Raw genomic sequence first — 16,310 nt, forward strand, 5'->3', positions numbered from 1 at the left:
TTAAACGTCCTGGGCCACCTTGGCGGCTTGCAGCTGGCGGGCCTTTTCGGTCAGCAGGGCTTTTTCCTCGGGACTCATCGATTCAAGACGCACCCGCGCCTGAGCCAGTTTGTCCAGTTGCCCGGGACTCGCTTCCTGACCACGCAACGCTTGCGCAAGACCGGCCACGGTCGGATGGTCGAAGACCACACCCGGGTGGATTTCGCACTGCAACAGCTTGCGAATACCCGCGACCAGTTTGATCACCAGCAACGAATGACCACCGGCGGCGAAAAAGTCGCGTTCGATGCTCAGGCGATCCTGCCCGAGCAACTGCGCCATGCGTCCGGCCAGCAACGTTTCGAGGGCGTCACGTGGCGCGACGTAATCGTCGTCGACGCCATGATCGGCCAATTGCTGCAGGGCCTTGCGGTCGATCTTGCCATTGGCCAACCGTGGCAGGCGTTCGATAAAGCGAATCTGCTGCGGCACCATCACCGCCGGCAGTTGCTGCGCCAGTTGCTCGCGCAGACTGTCCGCCGCCAGCGATTCACGGGCCACGACAAACGCCTGCAAGCCTTGATCAGGACTGTCCCCGGCAATCACCACCGCTTCCTGCACGGATGGCTGACGCAGCAATTGCGCCTCGACTTCCGTCAACTCGATACGGAAGCCGCGCACCTTGATCTGATGATCGCGCCGCCCGTGCAGGACAATCGCGCCTTCAGGCGAGTAGCGCGCAAGATCGCCGGTGCGATACAGGCGTTCGCCGCTGATGAACGGGTTGTCGATCAACAACCCCGCCTCGGCTTCGACATTGACGTAGCCGCGAAACAGCTGCGCACCACCGACATACAGTTCGCCAACGACACCGACCGGCGCCAATTGCTGCTGCGCGTCGAGCACGTACACCTGATTGTTGTCGAGCACCTGGCTCAGCAGACCGGCGCCCTGCCCCGGCGCAACCTTGTGCACCATCACGCCGACCGTGGTTTCGGTCGGGCCGTAGTGGTTGAACACCTGGCAATCGCTGCGCACCTGCGCGATTCGCTGGATCAGCGGTGCGGCAATCGCCTCCCCGCCGAGCACCAGCGTTCGTGGCAAACGCGGGGTGTCGCTGTCGAGCAGCGCGGCCAGATGCGACGGCACGATTTTCAGACAATCGATGGCATGCGCTTGCACATAGCCGGCGAAGGCCTGCGCGTCCTGCATCTGTTCATCGGTGGCCACATGCAGCGCCGCCCCGTTGAACAGCGCGCCGAACAACGTGGTGTTGCCCAGATCCGCCGCCACCGTGGAGGTCAGACCGAAGTGCCGGTGACTGTCCAGCCCCAGTGCCGAACTGACACTCGCGGTGTAGTTGAACAAATGGCGGTGCTCGATCGACACGCCTTTCGGCGTGCCGGTAGAACCTGAAGTGAACAGCACATAGGCGAGATCGCTGCCCTGAGTTTCATGGGCCGGAGCTGACACAGCTTCTGCTGCCAGCAATTGATCGATTGAACGCACCGGCAGCGCGCTGTCGTGCCATGCAGCGATCTGCGTGGCATCGGTCAACAACAGACCGGCACGCGCGTGTTCGAGCATCAGTTGCTGGCGTGCCAGCGGCCATTGGCGATCCAGCGGCAGATACGCTGCGCCCACTCGCCAGATCGCGAGCATCGCCACCACCAGCGCCGCCGAACGCGGCAAGGCCAGCGCGACGACCGAATCACGGCCCACACCCTCGGCGTGCAAGCCCGCCGCCAGCCGCTCGATCTGCGTCTGCAACTGCGCGTAATTCAGGCGGCCGGCCTCATCGGTCAGTGCCGGCGCTTCTGGCGTGGACCGTGCCCATTCGGCAATACGCTGCGGCAGCAAAGGTGTTTCAGCCCACGCACGCGCTGACGGATTGATCGACAGCAAGCGCTGACGCTCGGCCTCGCTCAGCAGGCTGATCGCTCTCAACGGCACGTTTGCGTCGGCCACGAGCTGCCCCAACAGCGTGATGTATTGATCCAGCAGTGCTTGCATGGACGCCGCGCTGTAGCGCTGGGCGGCATATTCAAGCGCAACCGCGCTGGCCACGTTCTCGGCATTCAATTGCACTTGCAGCAGCAACTCGAACACGCCACCGCGCCCGGTCTCCACCGCCTGCGCTGTGTAACGGGTCGCGCCGATCGCCACCGGCTGCGCCTGACGGTGCAACGCAAAACCATAGGCCGGGCGTGCAGCCGCCGGTTGCAGCTCAGGGGCCCAGTATTCCTGCCAGAGCCGATGCTCTTCCAGACGCGCAGCCACTGTCGGCAGCCATTGTGCGAATGACTGATCAGCCTCCACGGGCAGATTCAGCGGCAGTGTTTTCTCGAACACGCCGATCGCGCCAGAGAAATACTCATAGTCTTCGCGACCATCGTGGCGCCATCCCATCAGCACTTCGTCGCGACCGCTCAAGCGCGCCAGCAACAGCCACCAGGTGCTTTGCATCAGCACCGTCACCGGTTGTGCAACGGTCTGCGCCAGATGCTCAAGCCCCGCGACCAATGAAGCGTCGAGTGGCTTGTTGAGGCTCGCCGAATCAGCGCCCGACACCGTGGATTCGCGCGCCGCCAGCCAAGGCGTCGACAGGGTCGCATCAACGCCATTGAGCTGTGCCTGCCAATACGCCCGGGCGGTCGCGGCATCCTCGTCGAGGATCACTTCGCTGCGCCATTCCAGGTACTGACCGAACTCACCCGACTCTTCGTCTTCAGGCCATTCACGCTGTTCATACGCGCGCAGCAACTGCTGATAGACCAGCGTCAGCGCATTGTCATCCAGACTGTGACGGGCCGCGCCCAGCACCAGCGCCCAACGCTGTTCCGGCAACGCATACAACACCGCTTGCGCACCGGCCGATTCGCCGGGCACAAAGGCGCGCTGCGCCCATTCGGTCAATTGCGCCTGAATGTCGGCTTCGCTGGCCGCAGCGTTTTGCACGGTCAGCGGGAAGCGCCCGGCGGCGGCGCCGAACTGGCGCAGACCGTGAAAACCCGGAGCCTTGGCCAACCGGGCCAACAGCATCGGTTGCTGTGCCAGCACCTGGTCGAAGGCCGCTTGCAGGCGCGCCACGTCGAGCTCGCCGGCAATATCGATACGCAAGAAACGTGCGGCGTCGGCCCAGCATGCAGCGCCCGGCAGTTGATCGCAGAGCATCTGCTGCTCGGGGGTCAACGCCTGCCCCACGTCCTGTTGTTCCATCACCACCTCGTTCATGCCTCTGTTCCTTCGGTTGCGCGGACCGGCTCGCCACGGGCGCCTTGCAAGTCGCTGTGGTCGAACATGTCACCCATGGCCACGACAATCTTGCGCGGGCCTTCGAACGGATCGCGGGCATGCGCCACCAGCATGTTGTCGAGCAGAATGGCGTCGCCTTTCTGCCAGTCGAACCGCACGGCGCATGCTTCGTAGAGCTCACCGATGCGCTGCATCACCTCGTCCTCGATCGGCGTGCCGTCCCCGTAGTAAACGTGGCGCGGCATGCGCTCCAGACCGAACATCGACAGCAGGTCTTCACGCACATCCGGCTCCAGCCAGTAGATGTGGTGCAGTTGCACCTGGTTGAAGAACGATTTCGCACCGGTCACCGGGTGGCGAATGATCGCCGGGCCCGGGGTTCGGGTTTGCAGTTCGTCGTTGTCCAGCCAGCGCCATTCGATACCGCCGGCCCGGCAACGGGCCTCGACTTCGGCACGGTCTTCGGTCTTGAAGAAGTGCTGCCACGACACGTCCAGTTTGTCGGTGAAGGTGCGCACATACAGCAGGCCTTTTTCCTCGAACTTGTCGCGCAGGTCCGCCGGCAGTTTTTCGTACATCAAGCGGCAATCCACCACCGGCGTCGCGCCGCCAACCGGTGCCGCCACTTCGCAATAGAACATCTGCTTGCGCGGCCAGCGGTCCTGATGGGAGCTCTCGTTGTGGAACAGAATCATCTTGCGTTCCGGGTACGGCGTGGAGCGGTAGGTGTTCTTGCCGCCCTCTTTCTTCGGCAGGTCGCCGTACTGGCCGTACAGACCGGGCTGGATCGCTTCGGCGAAGGCCTCAAAGCCCTGAATGCCGTCGAGCTCGAAACCGCGGAACAGGATGCCGGCGTGGGTGGCCAGCTTCGCCTCGATCAGCGGCCGGTTGTTCTTGATCCACTCGATCAGGTCCAGTTGCGGCTCGTTCGGTTGCACCAGCAGCGGGAACGGTTGTGGCGCTGCCATCAACGATTCACGCACCGGCGCCGGGCGTGCCTTGGCCACCGGGGCGGCGCCGCGCTTGAGGAATTTGCCCAGTTTGTCGGCCTTGGGTCCGGGGGCAGACGGCCGGGTGGCCGCTGCTAAATTGTCGACTGGCATGCTGATAGCTCCCAATTGAATGTCCTGATCAGCGACGATCTGTTCCAACAGGGCTATCCAGGCCTTGACCAGGTACTGAATGCGCTCATGTCCGAACAAGCTTGTGGCGAATTGCCAATTACCCAGCAATTGCCCTTCTTCTTCGTCAACGAACAATGCCATGTCGAATTTAGAATGGGTCTCCAGCGACGGTAGCGCTTCGACGTTCAAACCGCCCATGGCCTGGGTGCGGCCCGGCAGGTTGTTCATCACGAACAGCACCTGCACCAGCGGGTTCATGCCCTTGTGACGCGGCACGCCTGACGCATCGACGATCATGTCGAACGGCAGGTCCTGGTGCTCCAGCGCTTGCAACAGCGTGTCCTGGGTCTGCGTCAGGAAGCTGCTGAACGAGGCCTCACTCGCAAACCGCGAACGCAGCGGCAGCACGTTGACGAAGAAGCCGATCAAGCGCTCCAGCTCCGCACGCTCACGCCCGGCCACGTCGGCACCGACCAACACATCGGCGCCTTCGCTGACGCGGTGCAGCAATATCTGGAACGACGCCAGCAACGTGCTGTACAGCGTGACACCAGCCCGTGAGGCCAGCGCCCGGACGTCACGACTCAGTTGAGCGCCGAGAGCAAACTGCACCGCGTCGCCGGCGTAGGACGGCGTCGCACCGCGCGGGTTGTCCAGCGGCAGGCTGAGCTGGCCGTTGTAGCCCGCCAGTTGTTCTTTCCAGAACGTCGCCTGTTGTCCGAGCACACCTTGTCGCTCCAGCGCCTGTTGCCACAGGGCAAAGTCCGAATACTGCACGGCCAGGGCCGGCAAGGCATGCGGCTGGCCGGCACTGGCGCGGTCGTAGATTTCCACCAGTTCGTTGATCAGCACGCCCATCGACCAACCGTCGGAAATGATGTGGTGCATCGAATACAGCAACACATGTTCGCTCGGGCTCAAGTGCAGGATGCGTCCGCGCAACAGAGGCGCCTGCTCCATGTCGATCGGCGTGTTGGCGTTGTCGAGGACGGCTTGCGCCACCTGCTCTTCCTGATCGCTGCGCGACAGGCCGGACAGATCGATCAGCGGGAAATCCAGCTCGACCTCATCGACGATCACGGCAATCGGATCGCCCTCATCGTCCTGCACATAAGCGGTACGCAGCACCTCATGCCGACGCACCACTTCGGCGAAACTCGCCAGCAGTCGCGCCACCGACAAGTCACCGCGCAGACGCAACGCCATCGGCATGCCATAGGCGGACGTGCCGCCGGAGAGCTGCTCGGCAATCCACAAGCGGCGCTGCACCAGCGACAACGGCGCGCTGCTCTTGGCACCATGGGCCTTGAGCTCGACCTGACGGGAATCGAACGCCGCCAGCTCCGCTCCGACATTGGCCTGCATGACCGCCGCCAGATCCTTGAGCACCGGCGCACCGAACAGATCGCGCAGGCTCAGCGTCAGACCGGTGACCTTGCGCAAGCGCGAGACGGCCTGGGTCGCCAGCAACGAATGACCGCCGGCCTCGAAGAAGTGCGCGTTGCGCCCGATCTGCTCACGCTCCAGCACGTCCTGCCAGACCTGGGCGATCTGTTGCTCCAGCTGGCCCTGTGGCGCGACGAAATCTTCGCTCGACACCTGACTGTCCGGCAGTGGCAAGGCCTTGCGATCAACCTTGCCGCTCGGCCCGATCGGCAATTGCGTCAGCAGCAGGACATGGCTTGGCTGCATGTAGTCCGGCAGGCTGTCTTTCAGCCCGTCGCGCAGTGTTTGAAGCAACGCTGCATCAGCGTTGCTGGCCAGTGATTCGTCGTGTGGCACGACGTAAGCCAGCAGTTGCTGACCACCCGCCCCCGGCTGCGCCAGCACCAATGCCTGACGCACACCGTCCTGACGCAACAGGCAAGTCTCGATCTCGCCCAGTTCGATGCGGAAACCGCGCACCTTGACCTGATGATCGAGACGCCCGACGTATTCGATCAAACCGTCAGCGTTGACCCGCGCCAGATCGCCGGTGCGATACAGCCGCCCGCCAACCGTGCTGAACGGATCAGGAATGAAGCGATCAGCCGTCAGGTCAGGACGCTGGAAGTAGCCCCGCGCCAACAGTTCGCCACCGACCAGCAATTCGCCCACCACACCTTGCGGCACCGGCTGCCCGGCGCTGTCGAGGATATGGATCGTACGCCCTGCCAGACCATGACCGATCGGCAACGCTGCCGGCAACGGCTGGCCGCCCTGCACGTAGTCAACGCAGTCGAGCACGGTGCTGGTGACTGTCGCTTCAGTCGGGCCATAGGCGTTGATCAGTTGCACCTGCTCAAGCCCTGCACGCCGATACGCCGCGATGCCTTGCGGCGGCATGGCCTCTCCGCCCACCACCATCTGACGCAGACGACCGTAATCGCGCGGGCCATGATCGGCGAAGTCCTGCACCACCACGTTCCAGTACGCCGTTGTCAGGTCGGCGATGCTGATGTCCCAGGCAAGAATTTCCTGATACAGGGTTTCGCTGTCCCACACTTCGTTGCCGCGCAGCACCACCGCCGCGCCACAGATCAGCGCCGGGTAGACCTGCTCGACAAAACTGTCGAAGTTGAACGTGGCAAATTGCAGCACCCGATCACGGGCCGACAGGCCTTTGTAGGCTTCGGACACACGGGTGTGCCGCGCCAGCGTCTGGTGGCTGATGCCCACGCCTTTCGGGCGCCCGGTCGAGCCGGACGTGAACATCACGTAAGCCAGGCTCTGTCCGTGCACGACGGGTGCCGGATTGCTGTCGAGCGACGGCCATGCATCGCCGTCCACGGTCAGCGTGCGCACACCGGCCACCGCGGGCAGCCGCTCCAGCAGGTGTTGCTGGCTGAGCATCAGGCGCAGGCCGCTGTCTTCGATCATCGCCAGCAGCCGGTCGGCCGGATAGCCGGGGTCCAGCGGCACGTAGGCGCCGCCCGCCTTGAGCACGGCCAGCAGGCTGATGATCATGTCCATCGAACGATCAACCGCAATCCCCACCAGCACATCGCTGCCGACGTTGTGTTGCAACAAACCGTGGGCCACGCGGTTGGCGGCCGCATTGAGCTCGGCGTAAGTCAGTTGCCGGTCTTCGAACATCAGGGCAACGGCGCTTGGGGTTTGTGCCACTTGCTGTTCAAACCACTGATGCACGCAATGCTCGCTGGCCGGTGCGTCGATGGCAGTGAGCATCGGCCCGACCGCCAGTGCCAGTTCGCCGAGACAGGTCGACGCCGGTGCCTGCACCATCTGCTGCAACAGGTGATCGAGCTGGTTCGCCAGTTGTTCGACCGAACGCCCGTCGAACTGCTCACGGTCAAAACTCAGGTGCAGCGACAGTTGTGCGTCCAGGCTGACCGCGAGGGTCAGCGGGTAGTTGGTCTGTTCGTGATTGGCCACTTCGCCAAAGCGCAGATCCTGTGGCGCACCTTGTTGCAGCGCCTCGGACACCGGGTAGTTTTCGAACACCAGGATGTTGTCGAACAGCGCTTCACCGCCCTGCCCGGCCCAGCGCTGAATCTCGAACAACGGCGTGTGTTCCTGCTCGCGCAGTGCCAGATTCTGCGCCTGCACCTGTTGCAACCAGGCACTCAACGTTTGTTCGGCACGCGGACTGGCGATCACCGGCAAGGTGTTGATGAACAGGCCGATCTGCTGCTCGACGCCGGCCAGTTGCGCCGGACGCCCGGACACGGTCGCACCGAAGCTGACGGTGTCGAGCCCGGTAAAGCGTTGCAACAGCAGCAGCCAGGCACTTTGCACCAGCGTGTTGAGGGTGACTTTGTGGCCACGGGCAAACTCGTTGAGCTGGCGGGTGCGCACCTCGTCCAGCACATGGAAACGCTCGCCATGGCCCTTGACCGGTTGCACTGCGGCAAACGCGCGCGCCAGTCGGGTCGGCTCTTGCAGGTCGGCCAGTTGCGCGTTCCAGAACGCTTCGCTGACGTGCGCGTCCTGCCGGGCCAGCCACTGAATGTAATCGCGATAACGACCCGCACCGCCAGCCGGTGGCTGACCGCTGTAGCGCTGCAGCACTTCGCCGAGCAACTGCGAATTGCTCCAGCCATCCATCAGGATGTGGTGGCTGGTGTAGATCAGGCGGCAGGCATCGGCAGCGGTACGCACCACTACCAGACGCAACAACGGCGCGGCGCCCAGTTCGAAGCCTTGCTGCTGTTCGGCCAGCGCCAGGGCGGCGATGGCTTGCGGCAGGTCCGCGTGGTCACGCCAGTCGAGCACGCTGAACGGCACGGTCAGGTGCTTGTGGATGACTTGCACCGGACGCTGGAACTCACCGTCCCAGACAAAACTGCTGCGCAGCACATCGTGGGCATCCAGCGCGTCTTGCCACGCCGCACGGAAGCGCTCGATGTCCAGGCCTTGAACGTCGACGCACATCTGATTGATGTAATCGCCGGCCTGTTGTTCGTACAGGGTGTGGAACAACATGCCCTGCTGCATCGGCGACAGTGGATAGATGTCTTCGATCTGTTGCGGTGGCAGTGCCAGCGAATCGAGCTGCACCTGAGTCAGGTGCGCCAGCGGGAAGTCCGACGGCGTTACGCCGTGGCTGTCGGTCTGGCAGCAATGCTCCAGCAATGCCTTCAATTCCAGCGCGTAGGCATCGGCCAGCGCCTGAATGGTCGCGGTGTCGAACATCTGCGAACTGAACGTCCAGCCGACACTCAACTCGCCGCCATACACCTGACCGTTGAGCGTCAGCCAGTTACCCAGCGCCGCCAACGGGCTCTGTTCGGCGCCGGCCGGTTCGTTGGCCGGGCTGAACAGCGCGCCGCCATCGTCAGCGAAACCGGCATCGAACTGACCCAGGTAGTTGAAGGTGATACGCGGCATCGGCAGCGCTTGCAGGGTCTGACGCGCCGCGTCGTCGCCCAGATAACGCAGGGCACCGAAACCGATGCCTTTGGCCGGAATCGCGCGCAGTTGCTCCTTGATTGCCTTGATCGAACCGGCGAGATCACCAGTCGGGGTCAACCGGACCGGGAACAGGCTGGTGAACCAGCCCACGGTGCGACTCAGATCCAGTTCATCGAACAGGTCTTCACGGCCATGGCCTTCGAGCTGAATCAGGGTTGATTCGCTGGCGGTCCAGCGGGAAATGACCCGCGCCAGCGCGGTCAGCAACAGGTCGTTGACCTGGGTGCGATACGCCGCCGGTGCCTGTTGCAGCAGTTGGCGGGTCTGCTCCTTGTCGAGACGGGTTTCGACGCTCGCGGCGTAGCGGTTTTGCAGCACGCCATCCGCGTGATCCAGTGGCAGCTCAACCTTCGCGCCTTGCAGCTGCGCCTGCCAGAAACCCAGCTCCGTTTGCAGTGCCGGGCTGGCGGCGTAGGTTTGCAGACGTTGCGCCCAGGTTTTCGCAGCACTGGTCTTGGCCGGCAGTTTGAGAGCCTGACCGGCCTGAAACTGCTGATACGCCTGTTGCAGGTCTTCCAGCAGAATCCGCCACGACACCCCGTCGACCGCCAGGTGATGGATCACCAGCAGCAAGCGCTGGCTGCCGTCGGCCAGGGTCGCCAACACTGCCCGCAGCAATGGGCCGTATTCCAGGTCGAGGCTGCGCTGCGCCTGTTCGCCCAGTTGTTCCAGCGCGGCATCATCCGCCACCGCGTGTTGCCAGAGCAGCGGTTCGGTGCCCGGAGCACGGTGAGTTGCAGACCACTGACCGTCACGCTGGCTGAACGCCAGTCGCAAGGCATCGTGCTGCACCAGCAGCGCCTGCAACGCTTGTTCGACGTGGGCGGCATCCAGCGTTTCGCGCGGCTTGAGCAACACCGACTGGTTCCAGTGATGCGGCTCGGCCATGGCGCTGTCGAAAAACAATTGCTGGAACGGCAGCAACGGACTATCGCCCGTCACCGGGCCCTGATCAATGCTCGGACCGGCCACACCAACCTTGGCCACGGCCGCCAGACTCTGCACGTTCTGGTGCAGGAACAGATCCTTGGGACTGAAATGAATTCCGGCTTGCCGGGCGCGGCTGACCACCTGAATCGAGATGATCGAGTCCCCGCCCAGCTCGAAGAAGTTGTCGTGAATGCCCACCTGCTCCAGGCCCAGCACGTTCTGCCAGATCGCCACCAGCGCTTGTTCGATCTCACTGGTCGGCGCGCTGTAGGTTTTCTGGCTGACGCTCAGATCGGCTTTCGGCAGGGCTTTGCGTTCGAGTTTGCCGTTGGGGCTGACCGGCATCTTTGCCAGCAACAGCCAGTGTTGCGGGATCATGTATTCCGGCAGGTTCTGGCTCAGGTGTTCCTTGAGACGGCGCTGGAAGGCCTGGCGACGATCTTCGTCCGCCTCAAGCAGGGATTCATCGTTCGGCACCACATAGCCGACCAGCAACGAGCCGTCCTGAGCGATGACTACGGTTTCGCGCACGTCGTCGTGTTCGGCCAGCCGCGCTTCGATTTCACCCAGTTCGATACGCAGGCCACGGATCTTCACCTGATGGTCTATGCGCCCGGCGTACTCGATCACGCCGTCGGCGCGATAGCGCGCCAGGTCACCGGTGCGGTACAGGCGTTGGCCGTCACCGAACGGACTGGTGACAAAGCGCTCGGCGGTCAGCGCCGGACGACGGTGGTAACCACGGGCCAGGCCTTCGCCGCCCAGGTATAGCTCGCCGATCACACCCACCGGCAACGGCGCCAGGCTGTTGTCGAGGATGTAGGTGCTCAGATTCGCGATGGGCTGACCGATCGGCACGCTGTCGCGGCCTTCGTCGCGGCAAGTCCAGTGGGTGACGTCGATGGCCGCTTCGGTCGGGCCATACAAGTTGAACAACCCGGCGTTCGGCAGTTTAGCGAACACCTGCTGCTGCGCATCGACCTGCAACGCTTCACCGCTGCAAACGATCCGCGTCAGGCTGGTGCATTCGGCTACCGCCGGATCCTGCAGGAACGCCTGCAACATCGACGGCACGAAGTGCAGCGTGGTGATGCGTTGCTCGGTGATCACCTGAATCAGTTGCGCCGGATCACGGTGCGCGCCCGGAGCCGCGACCACCAGTGACGAACCGGTCATCAACGGCCAGAAGAATTCCCACACCGACACGTCGAAACTGAACGGGGTCTTTTGCAGCACGCTGTCGTCAGCGGTCAGCTGATAGGCCTGCTGCATCCAGCACAAGCGGTTGACCAGCGCCGAGTGACGGTTGCCAGCGCCTTTCGGTTTGCCGGTCGACCCCGAGGTGTAGATCACGTAAGCGAGGTTTTCCGGATCGATGTTCAGCGCCGGGTTGGCCTCGCTGCGACCGTCGAGCCAGTCACCATCCTGATCCAGCACCAGACTGCGCATCCCGGCCGGAACCGGCAGTTGCGCCAGCAGATGACTTTGGGTCAGCAGCAAGGCAATGCCGCTGTCCTCGAACATGTAGGCCAGACGATCCTGCGGATACTCAGGATCCAGCGGCAGATACGCACCGCCGGCCTTGAGAATCGCCAGCAGCCCGACGACCATTTCCAGCGAGCGCTCGACCGAAATCCCGACAAGCACTTCCGGGCCGACACCGTGTTGGATCAACACCGCAGCCAACTGGTTGGCGCGGGCGTTGAGTTGGGCGTAGGTCAGACGTTGTTCACCAAACACCAGCGCCAAGGCGTCCGGGGTGGCGCGTACCTGGTCTTCGATCAGCGAATGCACACTGCGCGACAGCGGATATTCAGTGACGGTGGCGTTCCAGCCTTCGACAATCAGCTCGCGTTCTGCGCCGTCGAGCAGCACCAGTTCGGCCAGCGGACGCGCCGCGTCAGCCACGACGGCTTTGAGCAGGTTCAGCCAATGCCCGGCGAGGCGCTGGATGCTGCTCGCTTCGAACAGATCGGTGGCATAAGTAAAGGACGCGTCCAGGCCTTCCGGGCTGTCGCCGGTGTCCAGCGCCAGATCGAACTGCGCGGTCCGGTGTTCCCAGCTCAGGCTTTGCAGGTTCAGCCCCGGCAATTGCGCGACGAGATCGGACTCGGCTTCGGTGCGGTGGTTAAACATCGCCTGGAACAACGGGCTGTGGCTCAGATTGCGTTCAGGCTGCAAGGTATCGACCAGTTGCTCGAACGGCAGATCCTGATGCATTTGCGCGGCAATCGCGGTGTGCTTGACCTGCTGCAACAACCGGGCGAAATCCAGCGCCGGATCGAACTCGGCCCGCAGCACCTGGGTGTTGACGAAGAAGCCGATCAGCCGCTCGATTTCCAGACGATTGCGGTTGGCAATCGGCACCCCGACACGGATGTCCGACTGACCGCTGTAGCGGTGCAACAGAGTCTGGAACGAGGCCAGCAGCAACATGAACACGGTCACGCCTTCACGCCGGGCCAGCGCCTTGAGTGCGTCACCCAGCGCCGGTTCGATGGTCACGTTCAGGCGCGCACCGCGGAAGCTCTGCACGGCGGGACGCGGGTGGTCGGCCGGCATTTCCAGCAGCGGTTGTTCGCTGCCCAGTTGAGTTTTCCAGTACGTCAGCTGACGCTCGCGCTCGCCGTTGTCCATCCACTCGCGCTGCCACACCGCGTAATCGGCGTACTGCACCGCCAGCGCCGGCAACTCGGCCGTGCGGCCCTGGCTGAACGCGGCATAACAGGCGATCAGGTCTTCGATCATCACCTGCATCGACCAGCCATCGGAGACGATGTGGTGCAGGGTCAGGACCAACACATGGTCGGTGTCGCTGATGCGCAGCAAGGCCACCCGCAGCAACTCGCCCGCCAACAGGTCGAACGCCTGCTGGGTCTGTTGTTCGACGAAGGTTTTGATCTGCTCATCCGTGGCGTTGGCCAGCGTCTGCTCGTGCAACGCCACCCGCCCGCTTGGCCGGATTACTTGCTGGACGCGCCCGTCGGTATCGACAAACGCCGTGCGCAGGCTTTCGTGGCGCTGGATCAGCGCCTGGAAGCTTTGCTCCAGAGCCGCACGATCGAGTTCACCGCGCAGGCGCAGCGCGGTGGGAATGTTGTAGGCGGCGCTTTGCGGGTCCATCTGCCACAGGAACCACTGACGTTCCTGGGCGTAGGACAGCGCCAGCGGCTGCTCGCGGCCGACCTGTGGAATCGGGGTTTGCGTGGTCTGCTGATCGGCATCGAGGACGCGGACAAACGCTTCCAGGCTGCTGTGTTCGAACAGCGTGCGCAGCGGCACCTGAATATCCAGCGTGCGGCGGATGCGCGAGACCACCTGGGTCACCAGCAGCGAATGCCCGCCCAGCTCGAAGAAGTTGTCGGTCAGGCCGACGCGCTCGAGCTTGAGCACGTCCTGCCAGATCGTCGCGACGTGTTTTTGCAGTTCGGTCTGCGGCGCCACAAAGGTGTTTTGCAGGGTGCTGGCATCAAACTTCGGCAACGCCTTGCGTTCGAGTTTGCCGTTGGGGCTGACCGGCATTTTTTCCAGCCAGACCCAGTGTTGCGGCACCATGAACTCCGGCAGGCTCTGCCCCAGATGCGCCTTGAGCTCGAGGTTTTTCGCGCTGCGCGTGGCGTCATCGGCACTCAACAGGGCTTCGTCGTCGGGCACCACGTACGCCACCAGCAGCGAGCCGTCCTGAGCGATGACCACGGTTTCGCGCACGTCATCGTGCTCAGCCAGACGCGCTTCGATTTCACCCAGTTCGATGCGCAGGCCACGGATTTTCACCTGATGGTCCATGCGCCCGGCGTACTCGATCACGCCGTCGGCGCGATAGCGCGCCAGGTCACCGGTGCGGTACAGGCGTTGGCCGTCACCGAACGGGCTGGTGACAAAGCGCTCGGCGGTCAGCGCCGGACGACGGTGGTAACCACGCGCCAGGCCTTCGCCGCCCAGGTATAGTTCGCCGATCACACCGACCGGCAACGGCGCCAGGCTGTTGTCGAGGATGTAGGTGCTCAGATTCGCAATCGGCTGACCGATCGGCACGCTGTCGCGGCCTTCGTCGCGGCAAGTCCAGTGAGTCACGTCGATCGCAGCTTCGGTCGGGCCGTAGAGGTTGAACAGCCCAGCGTTCGGCAACTTGGCGAACACTTGCTGCTGCGCATCGACCTGCAACGCTTCACCGCTGCACACAATTCGGGTCAGGCTGGTGCACTCGGCCACCGCCGGATCCTGCAGGAACGCCTGCAACATCGACGGCACGAAGTGCAGCGTGGTGATGCGCTGCTCGGTGATGACCTGAATCAGTTGCGCCGGATCACGGTGCGCCCCAGGAGCCGCCACCACCAGTGACGAACCGGTCATCAACGGCCAGAAGAATTCCCACACCGAGACATCGAAACTGAACGGGGTCTTTTGCAGCACGCTGTCTTCAGCCGTCAGCTGATAGGCCTGCTGCATCCAGCACAAGCGGTTGACCAGCGCCGAGTGACGGTTGCCAGCGCCTTTCGGTTTGCCGGTCGACCCCGAGGTGTAGATCACGTAAGCGAGGTTTTCCGGATCGATGTTCAGCGCCGGGTTGGCCTCGCTGCGGCCTTCCAGCCAATCGCCATCCTGATCCAGCACCAGACTGCGCAGCCCGGCCGGGATCGGCAGTTGCGCCAGCAGATGACTTTGGGTCAGCAGCAAGGCAATCCCGCTGTCCTCGAACATGTAGGCCAGACGATCCTGCGGGTACTCAGGATCCAGCGGCAGATACGCACCGCCGGCCTTGAGAATCGCCAGCAGCCCGACGACCATTTCCAGCGAGCGCTCGACCGAAATGCCCACCAGCACTTCCGGGCCGACACCGTTTTCGATCAGCACCGCTGCCAGTTGATTCGCGCGGGCGTTGAGCTGGGCGTAAGTCAGACGTTGTTCACCAAACACCAGCGCCAGAGCGTCCGGCGCGGCGCGCACCTGGTCCTCAATCAGCGAATGCACACTGCGCGACAGCGGATATTCCGTGGTCGTGGCGTTCCAGCCTTCGACAATCACATCGCGTTCTGCGCCGTCGAGCAACACCAGTTCGGCCAGCGAGCAACTCGCGTCGGCCACAACCGCTGCCAGCAGGTTTTGCCAATGCCCGGCCATGCGTTCGATGGTCGCGACGCTGAACAGGTCAGTGGCGAAAGTCAGTTGAGCGCCAAGACCTTGCGGGGTCTCGAAGGTGTCCAGGCTCAGATCGAACTGGGCGGTCTGGCTGGCCATGTTCAGCGGATCGATTTGCAGCCCCGGCAGACGCGCGCCTTGTTGGGACTCGCCGGTCGCGAGGTTCTGGTGGTTGAACATCACCTGGAACAGCGGGCTGTGGCTCAGGCTGCGTTCCGGTTGCAGGGCTTCCACCAACTGTTCGAACGGCAGCTCCTGATGCGCCTGGGCGCCCATCGCCGATTGTTTGACCTGTTGCAGCAGACTGCGAAAACTCGCCTGCGGGTCAATGCGGGCCTTGAGCACCTGGGTGTTGACGAAGAAGCCGATCAGGCGCTCGGTCTCGACCCGGTTGCGGTTGGCGTTGGGTACGCCGACGCTGATTTCGTTCTGGCCGCTGTAACGGTGCAACAAGGCCTGGAACGAGGCCAGCAAGACCATGAACACGGTCATGCCTTCGCGCTGGGCGAGGGTCTTCAGACCGGCGGCCAATTGATTGTCGAGGGTCACGTCGAGCCGCTGGCCACGGAAGCTCTGCACCGACGGCCGAGGAAAATCGGTCGGCAGTTGCAGCACCGAATGGTCGGTGCCCAGTTGTTCCTGCCAGTAAGCCAGTTGCCGCGCGCGCTCGCCCGCCTCCATCCAGTGCCGCTGCCAGATGGCGTAGTCGGCGTACTGGATCGGCAATTCGGCGAGGCTGACGTCGCGCCCCTGTGCATAACCGGAATACAACTGCACCAGCTCTTCGACCATGACCCGCATCGACCAGCCATCGGCCGCAATGTGGTGCACGGTGACAGCCAGCACATGCTCGTCATCCGCCAGATGCAGCAGACTGGCGCGAATCAGCGGGCCGGTCTGCAGATCGAACGGAAGGTGCAACTGTTCGTTGATGTAAGCCTGAATCTGCTGCTCGCGTTGCGCCGGATC

2 protein-coding genes (1 of these 2 running past the window's edge) are annotated in these 16,310 nt (G+C 63.4%); both read right to left on the reverse strand.

What is annotated here, in order from left to right; translation table 11 throughout:
* A complete protein-coding gene (locus AC1RT4_RS22040) occupies nt 1–3,213 on the reverse strand; it encodes a non-ribosomal peptide synthetase (RefSeq protein WP_493087852.1) in 3,213 nt (1,070 codons plus the stop codon).
* A protein-coding gene (locus AC1RT4_RS22045; RefSeq protein WP_493087853.1) for a non-ribosomal peptide synthase/polyketide synthase crosses the window boundary here: on the reverse strand, nt 3,210–16,310 show its 3' portion. Its footprint extends 405 nt past the window's final position; only the last 13,101 of its 13,506 coding nucleotides appear in the window; the start codon falls outside the window, past its right edge; it ends in the stop codon at nt 3,210–3,212. The genes AC1RT4_RS22040 and AC1RT4_RS22045 overlap by 4 nt, the downstream gene beginning before the upstream one ends.

Source organism: Pseudomonas sp. GW821-FHT11D10 (genome assembly GCF_058808435.1).